The sequence below is a fragment of the Veillonella agrestimuris genome, from assembly GCF_943193065.1.
GTDB lineage: Bacteria > Bacillota > Negativicutes > Veillonellales > Veillonellaceae > Veillonella > Veillonella agrestimuris.
This window is the reverse complement of the sequence record NZ_CALPCS010000003.1, coordinates 12,511-31,628: the sequence shown is the minus strand read 5'-3', so window position 1 is coordinate 31,628 and position 19,118 is coordinate 12,511. Positions and strand designations below refer to the sequence as shown.

Here is a 19,118-nt window from a genome sequence, read left to right as displayed (position 1 = left end):
TTAGGCCTCCTTAGATTTCGGTTTTACCGCTTCTAATCTAAAAATAGGCTGACCTTTAGAGCTAAATTTCTCTTCGTATTCTGTTTTTACATTTGGTAAATCAGTGCTATGCAAATCATAGGTTACATTTTTCAATTCCCATCCACAGTTTTGAAACTCTTCTAGGGAGAACATAAATAACCCTTCATTATCTGTTTTAAAATGTACTTCTCCGTCTTCTTTTAACAGTCGCGCATAACGATCTAAAAAAGTGTGGTACGTCAAACGACGCTTTGCATGTTTCGCTTTTGGCCAAGGATCGCAGAAGTTGATATAAAAACGATCCACCTCGCCAGGTGCTACTACATCTTCGATGCCCGCAATATCGAATAAAGACACTTTTGCATTGTCTCGTTGCCCTTCGAAAATCTTTTGCGCCGCATAGTAAATAACACCGATTTGTACTTCAAAGCCTACGAAGTTCGCCTCTGGATACGTTTCCGACATACCTTCAATGAATCGACCTTTACCAGTGCCGAGTTCCATATAGAGAGGTCGTTCTGGATGAGCAAAGGCTTCACGCCATTTTCCTTTATATTGTTCTTGTCCAGATAAAATAATATGTGAGTCATATTCGTGGATTGCTTCATCAATCCACGGCTTTCTACGAAGACGCATCGTTACTCCTTATTTCTTACACTATCTTTTATTGTTCAAGCATACTTTCTAAATATTCGATTTGTTCTGCATTTAAGCCCATTTCTGAAAGGTTTTTCTTAGACGATTCAAAAATAACATTCGTCGTCCCTACTCGCGTACCTAAGGCAGCAGCAGTAACAATTTCTTTATCTAATGTGCCTAAGCCAGAGCGTTTAAAATTTTGCGGCTTTGGCTTTTTCACGCGGAATGTATTATATTTGATTTGATGTTTGTCCCCTTCCTCGGTAATAGGTAAGTATCCACCATCTGAAGTTTCTTCACTCCGATAGTCGAGCAATGCACTAAAACCTACACGGCGAGGTACAAATTTATCATAGTCCACACCAAATTCAGGTCGATCTTCTCGTAATTGCTCAAAAGTAGCCACCGCCTCATTGCGCCGCTTTAAACCTGCTGCAGAATATAATTGACGAATCGCTACCCCTACTTCTGTTGGTGTTAATCGACCTCGTTCAATGGAATCGCTAATCACTGCCCGCAACGAATCTTGGTTACCGAGCGCTGTAAATTGACCAATAGCCACTAAATCTTGATGACGAGCATTCAAATCTTTTGGTGTATAGCGATTTAAATCTAACATAGGCGGTGCTTGTGCTGGTTCAGGCGCCCCATAGGCTGTAAATACATAAGTTCCACAAAGAGCCACAGCGACTAGCCCTAACGTTGCCAATCGTTTCAACCTTATAGCCTCCTAATATATATTCTATACGCATAATTTTGCGCATCGTAAGTACAGTAATATGTTTTCTATTTCTCTGCATATTATATACTACTTTAGGCAAATTTTATAGGTTTAAAGCACATGAAAGCACAAAAATAGAGCCCTCCCCAACGGAAAGACTCTATTTTAATAGGCTTGGTAATAAAATATAGGCTTATTCATTAACTAGTAATTATTTCACCAAGTGAAGCGCATCGGCTACAATTTGTTCTACCGATGTACCATTTTCTTTTAACAATTCTGCCGCATCGTAGCGATCATGAAATTCTTTTGCAATACCGTAGTTTTTCACTTTCACATCGGAAGGGCCGTAGAAGCTCGCTACGCGCTCGCCCCAGCCGCCTTCAATAACCCCATCTTCTAACGTGAATACAACGGAGTGGTTAGCTTTCAAAGATTCAAGCAATTCTTTGTCGATACCAGAAGCAAATTTAGGGTTCACTACTGTTGCTTCGATGCCTTGTTTAGCTAACTCATCAGCAACTTCGTTAGCCATGTGCCAGAAATTACCTAGCCCAAGTAAAGCGATAGTAGAACCATTACGAGTAATTTCAGATTTATTAATTTGGCTATAGTCAGTCGTATCTTCAATACCTGTAGAAATAAATGGACCTACTGGTACACGGATGGCTACAGGATGTTCGTTTTGATGCACTGCATAGTGAGTCATAGCCATCAATTCTTCGTAGTTTGTTGGCGCTAAGTACACGAGGTTTGGAATATTTGTCAACATAGGAATATCAAAGAAACCTAAATGTGTAACGTCGTTCAAACCATATACAGAAGCATAGTGGTTAAGAATAACAGCGCTATTATTATTAACACACAAATCTTGTACCAATTGGTCATAAGTGCGTTGCAAGAACGTACTCATTACATTAAATACTGGTTTACCACCGTTTTTAGCAATACCAGAAGACATAGCTACTGCATGTTCCTCTGCAATACCAACATCAATGTATTGGCGACCAGCTTCTTTTCGCCATTCTGGACCAAATCCGAAAGCGCCTGGTGTACCAGCATTGATGGCTACAACAGTAGGGTCCGCTTTGATTTGTTCCATCAAGTATTCTGCTAATTTACCAGAGTAGCTAGGACCTACTTCTTCCTCTTTTAATTTACCTGTTTCTAAATCGAACGGCATAGACCAGTGGAATGGCTCTTTGTTTTCTTCCGCAATTTTGTAGCCTTTACCTTTTTGTGTCACAATGTGAAGTACGATTGGATGATCGATATCTTTTACGTCTTTGAACACATTGATTAAAGTTTCTAAGTCATTGCCATCCGCTACGAAACGGTAATCAAGACCCATTGCTTTGAAGAGATTGTTAGGGCTTTCACCATTTGTTTCACGTAACTCGCGAAGACCTTTGTAGATACCACCATGGTTTTCTGCGATAGATTGGTCATTATCATTCAGAATAGCAATGAAATTACTTGGCAATGTAGCGATATAATCGAGTCCTTCAAAAGCTTCGCCACCGGACAAGGAACCGTCACCAATGATAGCAATAATGTTTTCTTTGTCCCCTTTTAAGTCACGCGCTGTAGCTAACCCAGAAGCCAAGGACATGGATGTCGATGTATGACCGATGTTGAAGAAATCGTGTTCACTTTCATTTGGATCCGTGTAGCCTGTTACATCGTCATAATGGTGGTGGTCAAGGAATGCTAAAGCACGGCCTGTTAACATTTTATGTACGTAAGATTGGTGGGATACGTCATAAACGATTTTATCGACTGGAGAATTGAACACATAATGCAACGCAACAATCATATCCGCTGCCCCCATAGGAGGACCGAAATGGCCACCGTGTTCAGATACTTTTGTCATCAACGCTTGACGAGCCTGTGCTGTCAAATCTTTTAATTCTTCTAAGGATAAATTTTTAATATCCGCTGGGGATTTTACATCAATTAACTTCATGGTAACTCCTTTATGCAAGTCATTGCTCTCTATAGATGAGCATGGTATACTTATCTTACTTCAAGTATGTTTATATTTTACGACTTAAAGCAAACTTTAAGTCAAGACTAGATTAAAAATTTTTTTATTTTTATGTTCTCATATAGAATCATATCCCCTCATAGGAGCTATTATATATGATATACACTGTAGGTGAAATCGCAAAAAAATTAAATGTCGCCACTTCCACCATTCGCTACTACGATAAAGAAGGTCTCCTTCCCTTTGTAGAACGATCAGAAGGCGGCATTCGCATGTTCCGGGAAGAAGACATGGAATGGTTTTTAATCATCGACTGTTTAAAAAATACAGGCATGCCTATTAAACAAATTAAGTACTTCATCGATTGCTGTGTCGAAGGCGATGCGCGCATCGATGAAAGACTAGAACTCATCAGTACACAACGAGACCGTGTATTACTCGAAATTGAATCATTAAAAGAACGATTAAAAATGCTCAATTTCAAAACATGGTTCTACGAAGAAGCACAACGCCGCGGCACGGCTAGCTTCCATCAAACCGTGACACCTGCTGAAGTGCCCGAAGAATACCATCCATTCTTTGAACAAAAATGGAAACACGACAAAAAAGCCGCCCAAAAAGGAGAAGCTCCTGGGCAGTATGATATGCCGTAATTACATAAAATTTATATAGTTAAAGCCCCATTATCATATTTTATGCCTCGAACAGCTTTGCTAATCGAAAGACCTAAAACATAGTAATGGGGCTTATTTCAGCGTAAAAAATTGCTATCGTAAACTACCTCATATCCGCACCCCAGTACTTTCACAATTTGATCTATCTCCCCCTGTGGATCGTTTGAAAAAGTAAATCCACAATCCGCTTCAAAAACGGCACTCGTTCCACAGGAGGTACTCAAATCTCTCGGTACGGGCATGAGTACGACGTTATGCACACCTTGTGGCGGCTCTTTTTTAAATCGCATGGCACCAAAGTGAGAATAAAAAGTAGCAATATATTTCATAGTGTCTCCTTATCTATGTAGTGGAAATATCCAACGCCTTAGCATAAGGAGATATGTTGTCCTCTTATGCGCTAGCTCGTTTTGTATTAACGATGGCAATAATAAAAGCTACAACAAATCCAATAGCTACAGCGATTTGACCGTTTGCAGTAGGACCAGTACCAGATGCGGCTAAGCCAAAGTTATGAGCAAATGCTGCGCCAGCTGCTAAGCCTAACACAGCCACAGCCGCATCAGAACTGCCTTCACCAGTCATAATCAATTGACGAAGTGGGCAACCACCTAACAATACGCTACCAAAACCAGCTAAACCCATACCGAGAAAGTTCCACAAACCATCAGTGTGAGCAATTGGTTGACCTTCAAAACCAGGATGGAAATTCCCAAAGCTAATATTAACAGCAAATACGCCAATCAAAATCGCGATATAGCCTAATAGCAATGGAGATTGTTTAAATAAGAACAAATCGCGGAAGCCACCAACGGTACACATACGGCTAAATTGAGCCAATCCACCCACTACGAGACCAGCTACTAAGGACAATAACCACGGCGCATGCATAGAACCAGGTCCTTTTTGACTAAAGAATATAAAAGCTGGCGCCGCTACTAATAATATGAGTAATGCAATTTGGCCAATAGGCATGAGAGAAGATTCTAATTTACTAATAACATAACTGCGTTGTAAAGCATAGCCTTTTTTCAAGAAAAATGTACCTACACCAACACCAGCGGCAAAACCACCTAAACCGAAGAGTGCATTCCAATCGCCTCCCCCGATACGTAAAATCATACGTGTCGGACAACCAAGAAACATCAAACAGCCAATCATAACAAAAAAGCCGAGAATAAATCGCGTAATCGGTGCAGAGCCACCTTTACTCTCATGTTTGCCTCGAATCATGGACAACACATAAGCACCTAAGATGAGACCAATAATTTCAGGTCGAATATATTGTACCACCCCTGCTCTGTGAAGACCTAAACCACCTACAGTATCACGAATAAAACAGGCAATACAAAAGCCCATATTAGCTGGATTTCCAGCTAATACTAGAAAGCCCGCAATAGCACCTATAATGAGGCCTGCTATGACGAGCACTCGTTTTTCACTAACACTATTCATGCTAAACTCCTTTCAATACTTACAACGTACCAATAACTTCATCTATTCTAACTATGTAATGGTATAATAAGAATATATATTCACCATCATAGGGAGAACCATTATGAACTATATTTACCTCGATAATGCCAGTACCTCATATCCCAAAGCTCCTACAGTAGGGCCGGCTATGGAGAAATTTATTAATACCTCTAGCATAAACATAAACCGTGGTTCCTACGCTCCTGCTTATGATGTGGAAGAAATAGTCTTTTCCACGCGCCAAACTCTATGCAAAATGATGAATGGCTACGACGAACAATATGTAACATTCACTCAAAATGTGACGATGAGCCTCAACATGGCCTTGCAAGGTTTACTCAAAGCAGGTGACCATGTTCTCATTTCTGGTATGGAACATAATGCGGTGTTACGTCCTCTCACCTACTTAACGGGAAAAGGAATATCTTACGATATCATTCCGTGTACATCGAATGGATCTATCCAAATAGATAGTATTACAGAGCCCATCAAACCATCTACGGCAGCCATCATCATCAATCATGCATCCAATGTATGCGGTACTGTACAAGATATTAGCACTATCGGCTCCATCTGTAAAAATCACGATTTACTCTTCATTGTCGATAGCGCCCAAACAGCAGGTATTTTACCTATCGATATAAAAGCTAGTTATATTGACGCCCTTTGCTTTACAGGCCACAAAGGATTGATGGGACCACAAGGCATTGGCGGTATCATTTTATCGCCTACTGCAGCTACTTCTATAGAGCCACTCATCTACGGAGGCACTGGTAGTTATTCAGATGTACTAACAATGCCACTTATCTTTCCAGACCGATTAGAACCAGGTACCTTAAATTTGCCAGGTATTATCGGCTTACATGAAAGTCTGCGATATATTCAAGATGTGGGAATCGATGCGATTCACCAAAAAGAGTTGGATTTAACACAACAATTCTTACAGGGTATTAAAAACATTCCAACTCTTCGTATAGTAGGAAAAGAAGATTTAGATAATCGCGTCGCAGTCGTCTCTGTTACTTGCGAGGAGAAAGATAATGCACACATCGCTTATCAACTCGAATCGGAATACAATATATTAACCCGCGTCGGTTTGCACTGCGCACCACTAGCGCACCAAACATTAGGCACCTATCCAACAGGAACGATACGCTTTTCCTTTGGCTATAGAAATACTATAAACGATATAGATACTGCTATCATGGCACTCCATCAATTAATAAAATAATACCGTGTTAAACACATATGGCTACTTATGACTCACATAATTTTCCAATTGCATCAGCACGGCAGCGACGACAGTGGGTCATTTGCGGCACATATTCACCAATAAATTGTCGCAACGAGTCGATATCCTCTGCAGTAGGACTCGTATAGTTAGCAAAAGGCGTATCGTGAACAGGAATCATAGGAATACAATTCATCAAATCAACCCCCCAGACTTTTGCTTGTTTTGCTATATCTGGAATATGTGCCATATTAACCTTTGGTACAACAACTGTATTTAACTTAACAATAACATTATGTTCTTTTAATCTACGAATGGCTTCATCTTGTTTCTCTAATAATAACCGAGCTGCCTCTATCCCTTTATAAATAGTATTGTTATAACGTACAAAGGCATACATATGTTGCGCTATTTCAGGGTCAATAGCATTAACTGTAATCGTTACATGCGAAATACCGAGTTCAGCAATGTCTTTTACATATTCTGGCACTGCAAGACCATTAGAAGACAAACACAACATAACGTGAGGAAATGATGCTTTCACCAATCGGAATGTTTCTAACATGTCCTCTGCATCACACATAGGATCACCAGGATCTGCGATACCTACTACAGAAATATCTTGACGTTTCTTAAATAATGTATGGAGAAAATCTACCGCCTCTTGAGGTGTGTAGATTTTTTGCGTTACTCCTGGTCGATTTTCATTAGCACAATCATACATGCGATTACAATAATTACACTGAATATTACAATGTGGCGCTACTGGTAAATGTACGCGGCCCCAGTGAGCAGAAGCCTCTTTGTTATAGCAAGGATGATTTTGCAGGAAACTTTGTCCTTTTACATCAGTCATAACCTATCCTTTCTACCATTTCATACCAAAATGGATAGCATCTTTGTGGCACACATGTAAACAAGCGCCGCAATTGGTACAATTCATTTCATTAGGCCGTGTTCCCATTTCGCAAACGCGACGGCATGCATTGCAATCATCGCAATCATCTGTTTTATAAACTTTGAAAATAGAAATCTTCCGTAAAAGCTCCATAATCCCGCCTGCAGGACAGACAAATCGACACCATACATTGGCAATAATAAGAGACGCAACAATGAAAGAAACGACAGTAATTGTCCGTGTCACCCAATACCATTCACCAAAGCTAACCGATAAAATAACGGCGTTGAAATATTCATCACTAGTCCTAATAGGAATCATAATACGCGGATTACCATACACAAAATAAACAACAAGACCCGCCAAAATCATCAAAACCATGCCAATTTGTAACCCTCTAATCCAAGGTTTATCTGAATTTAGTTTAACCATAGAAAATTTGCCTAACATTTGATTAACCCAACCGCTAGGACAGAGCCAACCACAAAAAGCACGTCCAAAGAGAATGACCAATATAGGTAATGCAATCCACCACCCATAAAAATACGTCGTAATACGCCCCCAACAAGTAATAATGGAACAACTTTCACAATTAACGAAAGGAACAATATATGGACATCTAAACACACCGTAATACATCCATTTACCAAGGATAGCAAGAAATATAATTTGCACGATACGTCGCCACATAGATAATTTAGTAGTATTACAATTGCTAGTTCCGCCGCTCGTAGTCTGACATTGATTACACATCTTTCACACCAAACCTTTCGATTAAATCGAGTCCTCTTGGACTATGAACAGAGGTAAATCCGTGATTTTCTAAAATTTGCTGGCCTTCGCTGGAACGAACAAACTCCACATAATCTGCTGCGAGCACTGGGTCTTTTACATATTTCATAGTATTCATAGTGAACGTCAACGGTGCGGGTGGTACAAATTGCCCTGGTATAGGCATCCAATCGATTCTATCTTTAAATCGATCATGGGTAATGAGGCGTTTTTCTACAATTGATACGTCGCCTTCACCCTCTACTAGCTCGCACATCATAGAAATAACACAAGCCCTATTGGCTGTCATATTTCTCATAATACCCTCTGTAGTGCCAGACAATTTCATAATGCCCTTTACCGATTCACTGCCAGGCGGTGATGCCCCTAACGGCAACATGACACGTACACCAGGCTCTGTCATATCTTGTAAATCACGAATACCTTTCGGGTTGCCTTTCGGTGTAACGATAACATAATCAGTAAAACATAATGGCTCAAATTTAAGGCTAATTCCCTTTTTACGCATATTCTTCGCTAGCGCTAAACCTCTGGCACCAAACATTTCAGTTTGACTCTTCTCCGCCATTAATGACTTACCAATAGCGCCTGCAAAGGCTCCTGTATATTGGATATTGTGCCCTGTTTTCATTTCATAAGTTTGATTAATATCTAAAAAAGCTTCCGACAGGCCCCCACACGTCCAGACCTGTAACGAGTCTCTCTGTGTTGGTTTATACGCACCACGTATAAATGAGGGCACTGCGGAAGCTGCCGCCAATGCTAAGGCGCTACCTATAAATTGTCGCCTAGAAACATCTTTTTTTAAGAACTTCATGTATAATCCTCCCTTTACTGAACCTACAGGAAATACGAGGTACTACACTTACTATTATTTATAATATAGCATAAAAATACATATTTGCATATTAATTAGATTATATAGATTAAGCAAATTTACAAAACAAAAACCCCAGTAACCATGATAGTTACTGGGGTTTTATGTTTATACTCTATTATTCTGCTGTGAATGGCAATAATGCAATTGCACGTGCACGTTTGATAGATGTAGTTAATTTGCGTTGATGTTTTGCGCAAGTACCGGAAATACGACGAGGTAAGATTTTGCCGCGTTCAGTCGTAAAACGACGAAGTTTAGCAACGTCTTTATAGTCGATTTGATCGATATGGTCTGCACAGAAAACGCATACTTTTCTTCTTGGCTTTCTGCCTCTATCTCTTCTCATTGCGAATCCTCCTTTTCGAATTAGTAGGAGTCCCTAACACTAGAACGGAATGTCTTCGTCATCTCCGCCTGAGCTGAAACTATCAAAATTGGACCCACCATCGAAAGAATTAGTATTCATATCAAGGGATTGGCCCACAAAGTTCGCTACTACTTCAGTAACGTACCGTTTTTGACCATCCTGCGTTTCATAAGAACGAGTTTGCAAACGACCTTCTACAAAGCAGCGACTGCCTTTACGAAGATTGCCTGCAGCTTCACCAAGCTTGCCCCACGCTACACAATTGATGAAAGCAGTTTGTTCTTTCGTTTCATTTGTTGTGGAGTCAATATAAGTGTTTGTAGCAGCAACTGTGAAAGTCGCTACAGCTCTACCAGTCTTAGTAAAACGTACTTCAGGATCACGAGCTAAATTACCTAGAATTTGTACAGAGTTCATCTTTTTCCTCCAGGCTTTAATTATGCTTCGTGTTTAACAATCAGGTGTCTTAGGACTTCGTCGGTAATTTTCAATACGCGATCGATTTCTTTGATTTCTGCAGGATTTGCTTCAAAGTTAACCAATACGTAGAAACCGTCAGTGAATTTTTTCACTGCGTAAGCAAGACGACGCTTGCCCCAACGATCTACCTTTTCTACTGTGCCGCCTACACGAGCAATTAAAGCTTCCACTTTTTCAATGACAGCATTAGTTGCTTCTTCTTCAGCTGGTTTCACAATAACCATGACTTCGTATTTGTTCATACAAAATCACCTCCTCTTTCGGACTAATGCCCCTATCGACACATAGGGGTAGGAAGTGCTTACCATCAATAAGCTTCACTATTATATCTTATTTAGCTATTAAAATCAAGGGCACCCCGTCAATCATTTCTCTGATTTGCTTTGACTAAAGAGCCAGTCTCTGATTCCTTCAATAGAATACGCTACAGACCAAGTATACATATGGCTGCCACCTTCAAAAACAGAGTAGTTAATATTTGCCTTCTGTGCTTTCATATCATTTACTAACACATCAAACTGTTCTGGCGTAGAGTAACTATTCCACATAGGACTACGTGCCACCTTTGCACCTAAGTCTTCCCAGTTTTTCGTAGCAGTATTCATAGATGGATACGCCTTCTCATCACCTTCGGAAACGAGAATCCACAACTTCTTATCTTTTAAGACTTTCATTTCTTCTGTATTCCATTGGCACGCTACTAAAAATTGAGCAGTGAATAAATCGGGATAGCGATCGGAAATGGCAATATTAGCCATGCCCCCTTGAGATTGTCCAGATCCATAAATGCGATCTGTGTCAACAGGGTAGGTCTCGATAATGTGATGAATCAAATCGGTTACTAGTTGCAAACCTGGTGTCCACACATTTTCATCAGTAGTCATCATTCCTAGTTGATCTACCAAATCCTGCGTATACTGAGGTGCTAAAATAATGGCTTCGTGTTTTGCCTGTTCTTCTGGTGCAGCAAAAACCATTGCTCCATCACCTTGGAACAATACCGTTTTATCATTATTAATATTTGTACTCGCATCTCCAATAAATACATACAATGGATATTGTTTATTAGAATCATAGTTCTTAGGCAAATAAATATTATACGGCATCGTTGCTCCTACAGCTTCATCCGTAAATGTATAGGTCTTAAACTCATCAATTAAGGACGGTTCCACTGTGGTCGATGTAATAGCAGATGTTGTAGGCACATATTGCTTTCCTGTTTTCGACTCCACGACCTTCTTTTGTTCTACCGAGGATGAAAGCACTGGCACTTTGCGATCAGAGCGACTACTCGCATCTTTAGGAGCTGCATTATTTTCCGAATTATTTCGTTTCGGTCTATCTGCCATAGTAAATGGTGTGGAGTTCACATGTTCAAATTCAACGATAACGTAAGGCCCACTTTTCTTATTCCCTTTAACGTCCATAGCCGGTGTGTCATTCACATAAACCCGGTTGATCGTCTTTCCTTCTACGACATAGGTATCTTTTGAAAGCGACGATGCTTTCACCGGTTCTGGGTAGGAAATGGCTACAGCAGCAACTTGAATACCATCACCATAAACAACAGGAATATTACTAATATGACGGATTGCATCTGTTGTTTTCGCTGTCTCCTTAACACTATGTAATGCTACAGGCGCTACTTGTTGTACAGAAAGACTTTCACCAGGCACATCTTGAGCCATAGTTATAGTAAAAGGAACCGCTGCCATAAGGCTAGCACAAATCATAGTTTGTAAACGTAATTTCATCATAACTCCTTTATATACGACTATATCGCTCATCTTCTGGATAGGCGATGATAGCAGAAATAATAACAAAGACACCTATAACCATCATCATTGGTATAGGGGAATCATTAGGCAGTACCGTGAGAATTAAAGACGACACAATACCACTGCCATATTGCATAGCACCAAGCAAAGCAGCACCGGATCCAGCAATACGTCCTGCTCTATCGAGAGCTAACGCATTTGTAACAGCTGCGATAATGCCATTCATAGAGAAAAATAAAAAGCACCCCACGACAATTAACGTTAACGATGTAAAACCAGCCAACATCAACGCTAATACAACAATAACGCAAAGGGCTGAAAACATAGTAGAATACCGCAACAATCGGTCTAATCGAATGGCGCTTACGATACGTCGATTAACAGCGCTCAAGAGCATAACACCGATGATATTTAGAGCAAATAAATAGCCGAAATTCTCTTTTGGCACATGGAATACATCAATATATACGTATGGAGATGCCGTTAAAAAGGCATAAATAGCCATATAAAAAGATGTAACGCAAAGAGTATATTTCATAAATCCCTTATTGCGCAACAAAATCCAATAATTTCCATAGGTAGCGGCCATAGAGCGATGACTGCGGCGTTCTTCTGGATGTGTTTCCGGTAAAAATAAAATAAACGTTAACATAATAACCCCAATGACGACAAGGAGCCAAAAGATACTATGCCAAGAATACCACAACAACATATGGCCTGCTAACATAGGCCCTGCAATAGGAGCAATGGCCATAACGATAGCTAAGGTGGACAACATTTTAGCGGCCTCTGCTCGGCTATATAAATCTCGAATCATCGCCCGCGACAACATGGGGCCTACACAAGCCCCAAAGGCTTGGAATACGCGCCACGCTAACAATTCATACATAGATGTCGCCAAGGTACATCCTACAGAGCCGATAACAAACAAAATCATTCCAACAATAAGAGGAATCTTCCGGCCTATTTTATCGCTAATAGCGCCCCAAAATAGTTGAGCAAAGGAAAAGCCGATGAGAAATCCCGTTATAGTTAATTCCGCATCACCTTGTAGATCACGTCCCATTTCAGGCATAGCCGGTAAATATATATCTGTCGACAGTGATGTAAAGGCCATTAAGCCACTCAACACACTGATAAATAGCCACCCTTTTGTATCCATTGTAAACAAGATAGTACCCCTTCCTATAAACAATACCTAAAATATCTAATAGATACTATATTAATATAGCTTTATACAATAAACAATCGTACTTTTTATTATGTATACTTCAATTTTCTTTATACTTAAAATTCTATAGAAAATTATTGCACCGAAAATGTATATCATTTATTATATAAAGAGATATAAATGTATATACACCATATATGCGTCTGTACTTTTACATATATAAGTGCTATAAATACATCATATCTTTTAGAGAAAAGGAGTTAGTATGGCTAATATAAACGAAAATCATTTAAATCTTAAAGGTACGTACCTATTTGTACGAATCGCAGAAAAAGTAAAAGATTACCAAAAGGCTCATCCTGATGCAGATATTATTCGCCTTGGCATCGGCGATGTTACCCTTCCATTGGCACCTGTCATTGTAGATGCTATGACAAAAGCTGTTCAAGAAATGGGTAAAGCAGAAACATTCCGTGGCTACGGTCCTGAGCAAGGTTACGATTTCCTTCGCCAAGCCATTGTAGATGGCGACTATAAGCCATTAGGCATCAATATCGCTATGGACGAAGTATTTATCTCTGATGGTGCAAAATCTGATGTAGCTAATATTCAAGAATTATTTAGCGAAGACAATGTTATCGCTATTACTGACCCTGTATATCCAGTATATCTTGATAGTAATGTAATGGGCGGCCGCACTGGTGAATCAGTAGATGGTATCTTCCCTAAAGTCGTATACCTTCCTACATCGGCAGAGAACAACTTCTCCCCTGAATTCCCATCAGAGCGCGTAGATATTGTGTACCTTTGCTCCCCTAATAATCCAACAGGCACAGTGCTTAGCCGTGCCCGCTTAGCAGAATGGATCAAATGGTGTAAAGACAATGACGCTGTATTAATGTTTGACTCTGCTTATGAAGCTTTCATCAGCACAGAAGATACCGTTCATTCTATCTACGAAATTGAAGGAGCTCGAGAAGTGGCTATCGAATTCCGCTCTTTCTCTAAAACGGCAGGTTTCACTGGCACTCGTTGCGCCTATGCAGTCATCCCTAAAGAAGTGACAGCCAAGACAAAATCTGGTGAGCGTCACCCACTCAATCCAATGTGGAACCGTCGCCAAGCTACAAAATTCAACGGCGTACCGTACATCGTTCAACGCGGCGCCGAAGCGGTGTACACAAAAGAAGGGCGCGAACAAACAAGAGCGAACATTGCGTACTACAAAGAAAACGCCCGCATCATCAAAGAAGGCCTTGAAGCTCTTGGTCTCACTGTATACGGTGGCGTTGATGCTCCATACATTTGGGTAAAAGCACCAAACAATATGAATAGCTGGGATTTCTTTGATATCTTATTAGAACAAGCACAAATCGTATCTACCCCAGGTTCTGGTTTCGGTCCTCATGGCGAAGGCTACCTTCGTATGACCTCCTTCGGTACACGAGAAAATACAATCCGTGCTGTGGAGCGCATTAAAAACATCAAATTTTAATCTCAACTAGTTCTAATGCTATCATAGTATAGTAAAGACCTATGTATCATAATTATGTATAAAGTATATGTTAATCACAAGGAGGCTAATATGAGCAACATTCGTATTGGTATCGTAGGCTACGGTAACTTAGGCCGCGGCGTAGAAGCATCTGTTAAATTACAACCAGATATGGAATTAGTAGGCGTATTTTCTCGCCGTAAAGGCTTAGAAACAGTATCTGGTGTACCTAGCTATACAATGGAAGATCTTCCAAATTTCAAAGGTAAAATCGACGTTATGGTATTATGCGGTGGATCTGCTACTGACTTAATTGAACAAACACCGATGATTGCGAAATATTTCACTTGCATCGACTCTTTCGATACACACGCTCGCATTCCTGAACATTACGAAGCAGTTAATAAAGTAGCCAAAGAAGCCGGCACTGCAGCTCTTATTTCTTGCGGCTGGGACCCAGGTATGTTCTCTTTGCAACGCGTATTTGCTGAAAGTATCTTGCCAAAAGGCAAATCTTACACATTCTGGGGTCGCGGTGTATCCCAAGGTCACTCCGACGCAATCCGCCGTATCGAAGGTGTAGTTGATGCTCGTCAATATACAGTACCTAAAGAACAATACTTAGAAGAAATTCGCAATGGCCAAACTCCTGATGTAGACGGCTACAAAGGCCACCTTCGCGAGTGCTACGTTGTAGCTGCTCCTGATGCGGACAAAGCAAAAATCGAAAACGAAATTAAAACGATGGAGAACTACTTCGTAGGTTACGAAACAATCGTTAACTTCATTTCTCAAGAAGAACTTGATACGAACCACAAAGGTATTCCTCATGGTGGCTTTGTTCTTCGCTCTGGTGAAAGTACAGACGGTACTCGCCACGTTATTGAGTACTCCTTGAAACTTGATTCCAACCCTGAATTCACTGGATCTGCTCTTGTAGCTTACGCGCGTGGCATCTATCGCCTCGCGAAACACGGCGGCACAGGTTGCTACACAGTATTCGATATTCCACCAGCTTGGATTTCCACACAAACACCGGAAGAGTTAAGAGCACATTCTTTATAATCAAAGTTGCACATTAAAGAAAGTTGTCTCTTATTCTATAACCTTATCTTCCCTTCATATAATGAATACACTACAATTAAATATATGAAAACAGTAAGAGTAAAAAAATAGGTCACTACCTACGGTAGTGACCTATTTGTATTCGTAAATATTTTAAGTTATCATTGCATCTATGATATAATAAATAGTCAATAAAGTTTCTATGAAACTTTCACAATCATTGCACGTATTAATATAATTATTATATAAAGGTGGTACCATGAGCACAAATTTAGAAGTAGGCATTGTAGGCCTTCCAAATGTTGGCAAAAGTACATTATTTAATGCCATTACTAAAGCTGGTGCAGAAGCAGCGAATTATCCATTCTGTACAATCGAACCAAATGTAGGCGTTGTTGACGTTCCTGATGATCGTTTGAAAGTCCTCGCTGACATGTATGGTTCTAAACGCATTCTCCCTGCAGCGATGCGCTTTGTTGATATTGCAGGCCTCGTAGAAGGCGCCTCTAAAGGGGAAGGATTAGGAAATAAATTCCTTAGTCATATCCGTGAAGTTGATGCCATTGCACAAGTAATTCGTTGCTTCGATGACCCTAATATTACCCACGTAGCCGGTTCTATCGATCCAATCCGAGATATTGAAATCATCAATACCGAATTATGTTTAGCAGATCTTGAGTCTGTAGAAAAACGAAAACAACGCATCGAAAAATTAGCTAAATCTGGCGACAAAGATGCCCGCGCAGAACTACCCGTATTAGAACGCATTATCGAAGGTTTAGGCGAAGCAAAACCAATTCGTGCGCAAGGACTAGACGAAGACGAATTAGCACTAATTAAAGATCTATCTTTATTAACAGCAAAAGCTTCTCTATATGTAGCTAATGTATCAGAAGACGAAGTAGCTGATTATTCTGCCAACGAGCATGTAAAACGCGTTGAAGAGTACGCTGCTGCCGAAGGTTCTGGTATCGTCGTTGTATCTGCACGTATCGAGTCTGAAATTGCAGAGCTTTCCGAAGAAGAAGCAACTGCTTTCTTAGAAGATTTAGGATTAGCAGAGTCTGGTTTAACAAAACTAATCAAAGCTAGCTATTCCCTCTTAGGTCTTATTAACTACTTCACAGCAGGTGAAATGGAAGCTCGTGCTTGGACCATCGTCAATGGTACAAAAGCTCCACAAGCAGCTGGCAAAATTCATTCTGATATCGAAAAGGGCTTTATCCGCGCTGAAATCGTATCGTTCTCAGATCTAGAAGCTTGCGGCAGCCAAAACGCAGCGAAAGAAAAAGGCCTTGTACGCCTAGAAGGCAAAGATTATATTATGAAAGACGGCGATGTTACACATTTCCGCTTCAATGTATAAAACAATCATCAAATATTATAAAAAAAGAAAGAAGAGCATATACCTAACAATTAGGTGTATGCTCTTCTTTCTTCATCCCCTCTATCATTGAGTCAAACAAACTCACCTTTTACTGTGAGCCTTTATATACAATAGGTTCCTCTCCTCTTGTATACCAATAGATGTGAGATGGACTAATATGATTGTCTTTCATAATTGCTTTGACTGTATCAATCAAGCTAGGTTGTATACGGATAGCCATGCCGCAAGCATCAGAGATTTCAGGTGGGACAGCAATCAATTTAAAAGCAATACCTTGGGCCGTCAAAATTTTATCTAACTTATCGGCAAAATAGTAAGACGTAAATACAATGACAATATCCATTATAGTTTTACCACGGCTTCATTCATAAGAGAATCTGTAATAGCATAGAGATTCGTAATAGTCCCGACATCAACTTGATCTTTTACGCCATAATAGTCTAAACAAATACCACATGCTGCAATGTCAACGCCGGCTTTAGCAAGTTCTTTCAAATTGTCTAAATGAACAGAATCAGTAACGACCATTTTGACCGCACTATTAATGAAGTAAATTGTTTTTGGCTTTACGTCAGCTTCTACCACACAAGTCCAGAATGTTTTCATTAAATTACGACCTAATTCTTCACTACCTTCACCTAGATAGTCTTTTGTCATCAGAAGTACCCGATTACCTACATGAGCGCTTTCCTGTAATGTATCTATATTTACAGTAACATCATTATGATTCATATCTCCTGGCACCAAAGTAAGGTAAAAATCCTTTCCCTCTTGAGCAATAGTAACACTATACCCTTTAGATACACCAAATTTTTCTACATTATCTCGACTCACTTCATTATCTACAATAGTCGTTATTACTTCTCCTGGTGCTTTATCAACAACCTGTTTTGTTTCTATTACCGGTTTAGGACATAAACTACCGCGAACATCGACAATAATTCCTTTTGTACTATTCATTATATTGTTCTCCTTATATTTACGCTATTACCTGTACTGAAACGCCGCTAAAGCTTTCACACATACCTATCATAGTCGCACTCGTTACACCAGCACTATGTAAATCGGCTAATAATTGATCGCTTTCACTCGGCGGCACAGCTAGCAATAAGCCCCCCGATGTTTGGGGATCAAACACGATATCTTGCCACACAAGATCCAAGTCACTACCTATAGCTACATCGGTAATGGCTTTTCGGTTACCGTAAGTAGCAGCTGGCACTAAACCCATGCGCGCTCCTTCCAGAACGTCATCAAAGAGCGGCAAACTATGAGCATGCAAGTCAATAGTAATACCTGAAGCAGCTGCCATTTCTACACTATGCCCCACCAAGCTAAAACCCGTAATATCTGTACAAGCGTGAATCGTGTAGTTTTGGGCTACTTCAGCAGCATATTTATTGAGTGTACTCATGCTCGCCACCGCTTGTGCTACACCAGTAGGAAATAAATCTCCTTTCAAAGCATTACTCATAACGCCTGTCCCAATAGGTTTCGTCAAAATCAGCACATCACCTTCACGAGCACCTTTATTTTTCCACACCTTATCGGGGTGTACAGAACCAGTAATGGACATCCCAAAAATAGGCTCTTTATTTTCAATACTATGTCCACCTACGATAGCAGCTCCGGATTGACGCACTATATCCGCTGCCCCATTAAGAACATCTGTCAAAACACCTTGTTCCACTAACGGCACAGGAAAGCCAACTATATTCATCGCTGTTAAAGGGGTTCCTCCCATAGCATATACATCGCTAAGCGCATTACAAGCCGCAATCTTACCAAACAGCGTAGGGTCATCTACAATAGGGGTAAAAAAATCTAAGGTCTGTACGAGCGCCGTCGTATCATTTAATTTATAAATGCCCGCATCATCAGCCCCGGTCATATCTGCTAATACATTATCATTGGTTACGGGCTTTACACTATCTAACACGCGTTGCAAAATATGAGGGCCGATTTTACATGCACAGCCCCCACTTGTTACATATTCTGTTAATCGTACCATGTGTCCTCCTGCATATATCGACCTATCAATGAGATGACACAGTAT

General features: G+C 40.2%; 21 protein-coding genes. 5 read left to right on the top strand and 16 right to left on the bottom strand.

What is annotated here, in order from left to right:
- The 3 genes from trmB to NFR29_RS02020 form a co-directional block, all read right to left on the bottom strand.
- The gene (trmB, locus tag NFR29_RS02030) at nt 1–657 is read right to left on the bottom strand and encodes a tRNA (guanosine(46)-N7)-methyltransferase TrmB (RefSeq protein WP_251422485.1); all 657 of its coding nucleotides are present in this window, start codon (nt 655–657) and stop codon (nt 1–3) included.
- Between the two features lie 28 nt (nt 658–685).
- Nucleotides 686–1,378 (bottom strand): carboxymuconolactone decarboxylase family protein, encoded by a 693-nt coding sequence (locus tag NFR29_RS02025; protein ID WP_251422483.1) that lies wholly within the window; start codon nt 1,376–1,378, stop codon nt 686–688.
- 214 nt (nt 1,379–1,592) lie between these two features.
- Nucleotides 1,593–3,347: a 1-deoxy-D-xylulose-5-phosphate synthase gene (locus NFR29_RS02020; RefSeq protein WP_251422480.1), complete on the bottom strand. Its 1,755-nt coding sequence runs from the start codon at nt 3,345–3,347 to the stop codon at nt 1,593–1,595.
- Nucleotides 3,348–3,523: 176 nt separating this feature from the next.
- On the opposite strand from NFR29_RS02020, the gene NFR29_RS02015 reads away from it, so the two are divergent.
- Entirely contained in the window at nt 3,524–4,021 is a 498-nt protein-coding gene (locus NFR29_RS02015; RefSeq protein ID WP_251422477.1) for a MerR family transcriptional regulator, read from the top strand.
- 98 nt (nt 4,022–4,119) lie between these two features.
- Here NFR29_RS02015 and NFR29_RS02010 read toward each other — a convergent pair whose 3' ends face one another.
- Nucleotides 4,120–4,371 (bottom strand): putative Se/S carrier protein, encoded by a 252-nt coding sequence (locus NFR29_RS02010; RefSeq protein ID WP_251422474.1) that lies wholly within the window; start codon nt 4,369–4,371, stop codon nt 4,120–4,122.
- A 64-nt stretch (nt 4,372–4,435) separates the two neighbouring features.
- Nucleotides 4,436–5,497, bottom strand: a complete 1,062-nt coding sequence (yedE, locus tag NFR29_RS02005; RefSeq protein WP_251422471.1) for a YedE family putative selenium transporter — start codon at nt 5,495–5,497, stop codon at nt 4,436–4,438.
- 103 nt (nt 5,498–5,600) lie between these two features.
- Between yedE and NFR29_RS02000 the strand changes: the two genes are divergently transcribed.
- Nucleotides 5,601–6,749 carry an aminotransferase class V-fold PLP-dependent enzyme gene (locus tag NFR29_RS02000; protein ID WP_251422468.1) on the top strand — a complete coding sequence of 383 codons (1,149 nt, stop codon included), beginning with the start codon at nt 5,601–5,603 and terminating at the stop codon, nt 6,747–6,749.
- Between the two features lie 25 nt (nt 6,750–6,774).
- On the opposite strand, the gene NFR29_RS01995 is transcribed toward NFR29_RS02000, so the two are convergent.
- From NFR29_RS01995 to NFR29_RS01960, 8 genes are all read right to left on the bottom strand, one after another.
- Nucleotides 6,775–7,605: a radical SAM protein gene (locus NFR29_RS01995; protein ID WP_251422465.1), complete on the bottom strand. Its 831-nt coding sequence runs from the start codon at nt 7,603–7,605 to the stop codon at nt 6,775–6,777.
- 12 nt (nt 7,606–7,617) lie between these two features.
- Nucleotides 7,618–8,337 (bottom strand): 4Fe-4S binding protein, encoded by a 720-nt coding sequence (locus NFR29_RS01990; RefSeq protein WP_251422462.1) that lies wholly within the window; start codon nt 8,335–8,337, stop codon nt 7,618–7,620.
- A 55-nt stretch (nt 8,338–8,392) separates the two neighbouring features.
- Complete coding sequence (locus NFR29_RS01985; protein ID WP_251422459.1) at nt 8,393–9,256, bottom strand: substrate-binding domain-containing protein; 864 nt, start codon at nt 9,254–9,256, stop codon at nt 8,393–8,395.
- 178 nt (nt 9,257–9,434) lie between these two features.
- Nucleotides 9,435–9,665: a 30S ribosomal protein S18 gene (rpsR, locus tag NFR29_RS01980; RefSeq protein ID WP_004693795.1), complete on the bottom strand. Its 231-nt coding sequence runs from the start codon at nt 9,663–9,665 to the stop codon at nt 9,435–9,437.
- Between the two features lie 39 nt (nt 9,666–9,704).
- Nucleotides 9,705–10,103, bottom strand: a complete 399-nt coding sequence (locus NFR29_RS01975) for a single-stranded DNA-binding protein (protein WP_251422456.1) — start codon at nt 10,101–10,103, stop codon at nt 9,705–9,707.
- Between the two features lie 20 nt (nt 10,104–10,123).
- Nucleotides 10,124–10,408 (bottom strand): 30S ribosomal protein S6, encoded by a 285-nt coding sequence (gene rpsF / locus NFR29_RS01970; protein ID WP_251422453.1) that lies wholly within the window; start codon nt 10,406–10,408, stop codon nt 10,124–10,126.
- Nucleotides 10,409–10,531: 123 nt separating this feature from the next.
- A complete protein-coding gene (locus NFR29_RS01965) occupies nt 10,532–11,923 on the bottom strand; it encodes an alpha/beta hydrolase-fold protein (protein WP_251422450.1) in 1,392 nt (463 codons plus the stop codon).
- Between the two features lie 7 nt (nt 11,924–11,930).
- On the bottom strand, nt 11,931–13,106 hold the full coding sequence (locus NFR29_RS01960) for a multidrug effflux MFS transporter (protein WP_251422447.1): 1,176 nt from the start codon (nt 13,104–13,106) through the stop codon (nt 11,931–11,933).
- Between the two features lie 274 nt (nt 13,107–13,380).
- Between NFR29_RS01960 and NFR29_RS01955 the strand changes: the two genes are divergently transcribed.
- The 3 genes from NFR29_RS01955 (at nt 13,381) to ychF (ending at nt 17,041) form a co-directional block, all read left to right on the top strand.
- Nucleotides 13,381–14,610 (top strand): LL-diaminopimelate aminotransferase, encoded by a 1,230-nt coding sequence (locus NFR29_RS01955; RefSeq protein ID WP_251422444.1) that lies wholly within the window; start codon nt 13,381–13,383, stop codon nt 14,608–14,610.
- 90 nt (nt 14,611–14,700) lie between these two features.
- The gene (locus NFR29_RS01950; RefSeq protein WP_251422441.1) at nt 14,701–15,675 is read left to right on the top strand and encodes a diaminopimelate dehydrogenase; all 975 of its coding nucleotides are present in this window, start codon (nt 14,701–14,703) and stop codon (nt 15,673–15,675) included.
- Between the two features lie 259 nt (nt 15,676–15,934).
- Nucleotides 15,935–17,041: a redox-regulated ATPase YchF gene (gene ychF, locus NFR29_RS01945; protein WP_251422438.1), complete on the top strand. Its 1,107-nt coding sequence runs from the start codon at nt 15,935–15,937 to the stop codon at nt 17,039–17,041.
- 109 nt (nt 17,042–17,150) lie between these two features.
- On the opposite strand, the gene NFR29_RS01940 is transcribed toward ychF, so the two are convergent.
- From NFR29_RS01940 to selD, 3 genes are read right to left on the bottom strand one after another with little or no spacing between them, the layout of a single operon-like run.
- Nucleotides 17,151–17,405, bottom strand: coding sequence for a putative Se/S carrier protein (locus tag NFR29_RS01940; protein ID WP_251422435.1), 255 nt, complete (start codon nt 17,403–17,405; stop codon nt 17,151–17,153).
- On the bottom strand, nt 17,405–18,022 hold the full coding sequence (yedF, locus tag NFR29_RS01935; RefSeq protein ID WP_251422432.1) for a sulfurtransferase-like selenium metabolism protein YedF: 618 nt from the start codon (nt 18,020–18,022) through the stop codon (nt 17,405–17,407). Before yedF ends, NFR29_RS01940 begins: the two co-directional genes overlap by 1 nt.
- Nucleotides 18,023–18,041: 19 nt before the next feature.
- Nucleotides 18,042–19,073 carry a selenide, water dikinase SelD gene (gene selD, locus NFR29_RS01930; protein ID WP_251422429.1) on the bottom strand — a complete coding sequence of 344 codons (1,032 nt, stop codon included), beginning with the start codon at nt 19,071–19,073 and terminating at the stop codon, nt 18,042–18,044.
- Nucleotides 19,074–19,118 lie beyond the last annotated feature (45 nt).

Excerpts from the sequence above, each read along its gene's own strand:
- trmB (WP_251422485.1), bottom strand. The coding sequence starts at position 657 with ATGCGTCTTCGTAGAAAGCCGTGGATTGATGAAGCAATCCACGAATAT.
- NFR29_RS02020 (WP_251422480.1), bottom strand. The coding sequence starts at position 3,347 with ATGAAGTTAATTGATGTAAAATCCCCAGCGGATATTAAAAATTTATCC.
- NFR29_RS02015 (WP_251422477.1), top strand. The coding sequence starts at position 3,524 with ATGATATACACTGTAGGTGAAATCGCAAAAAAATTAAATGTCGCCACT.
- NFR29_RS02010 (WP_251422474.1), bottom strand. The coding sequence starts at position 4,371 with ATGAAATATATTGCTACTTTTTATTCTCACTTTGGTGCCATGCGATTT.
- yedE (WP_251422471.1), bottom strand. The coding sequence starts at position 5,497 with ATGAATAGTGTTAGTGAAAAACGAGTGCTCGTCATAGCAGGCCTCATT.
- NFR29_RS02000 (WP_251422468.1), top strand. The coding sequence starts at position 5,601 with ATGAACTATATTTACCTCGATAATGCCAGTACCTCATATCCCAAAGCT.
- NFR29_RS01995 (WP_251422465.1), bottom strand. The coding sequence starts at position 7,605 with ATGACTGATGTAAAAGGACAAAGTTTCCTGCAAAATCATCCTTGCTAT.
- NFR29_RS01990 (WP_251422462.1), bottom strand. The coding sequence starts at position 8,337 with ATGTGGCGACGTATCGTGCAAATTATATTTCTTGCTATCCTTGGTAAA.
- NFR29_RS01985 (WP_251422459.1), bottom strand. The coding sequence starts at position 9,256 with ATGAAGTTCTTAAAAAAAGATGTTTCTAGGCGACAATTTATAGGTAGC.
- rpsR (WP_004693795.1), bottom strand. The coding sequence starts at position 9,665 with ATGAGAAGAGATAGAGGCAGAAAGCCAAGAAGAAAAGTATGCGTTTTC.
- NFR29_RS01975 (WP_251422456.1), bottom strand. The coding sequence starts at position 10,103 with ATGAACTCTGTACAAATTCTAGGTAATTTAGCTCGTGATCCTGAAGTA.
- rpsF (WP_251422453.1), bottom strand. The coding sequence starts at position 10,408 with ATGAACAAATACGAAGTCATGGTTATTGTGAAACCAGCTGAAGAAGAA.
- NFR29_RS01965 (WP_251422450.1), bottom strand. The coding sequence starts at position 11,923 with ATGATGAAATTACGTTTACAAACTATGATTTGTGCTAGCCTTATGGCA.
- NFR29_RS01960 (WP_251422447.1), bottom strand. The coding sequence starts at position 13,106 with ATGGATACAAAAGGGTGGCTATTTATCAGTGTGTTGAGTGGCTTAATG.
- NFR29_RS01955 (WP_251422444.1), top strand. The coding sequence starts at position 13,381 with ATGGCTAATATAAACGAAAATCATTTAAATCTTAAAGGTACGTACCTA.
- NFR29_RS01950 (WP_251422441.1), top strand. The coding sequence starts at position 14,701 with ATGAGCAACATTCGTATTGGTATCGTAGGCTACGGTAACTTAGGCCGC.
- ychF (WP_251422438.1), top strand. The coding sequence starts at position 15,935 with ATGAGCACAAATTTAGAAGTAGGCATTGTAGGCCTTCCAAATGTTGGC.
- NFR29_RS01940 (WP_251422435.1), bottom strand. The coding sequence starts at position 17,405 with ATGGATATTGTCATTGTATTTACGTCTTACTATTTTGCCGATAAGTTA.
- yedF (WP_251422432.1), bottom strand. The coding sequence starts at position 18,022 with ATGAATAGTACAAAAGGAATTATTGTCGATGTTCGCGGTAGTTTATGT.
- selD (WP_251422429.1), bottom strand. The coding sequence starts at position 19,073 with ATGGTACGATTAACAGAATATGTAACAAGTGGGGGCTGTGCATGTAAA.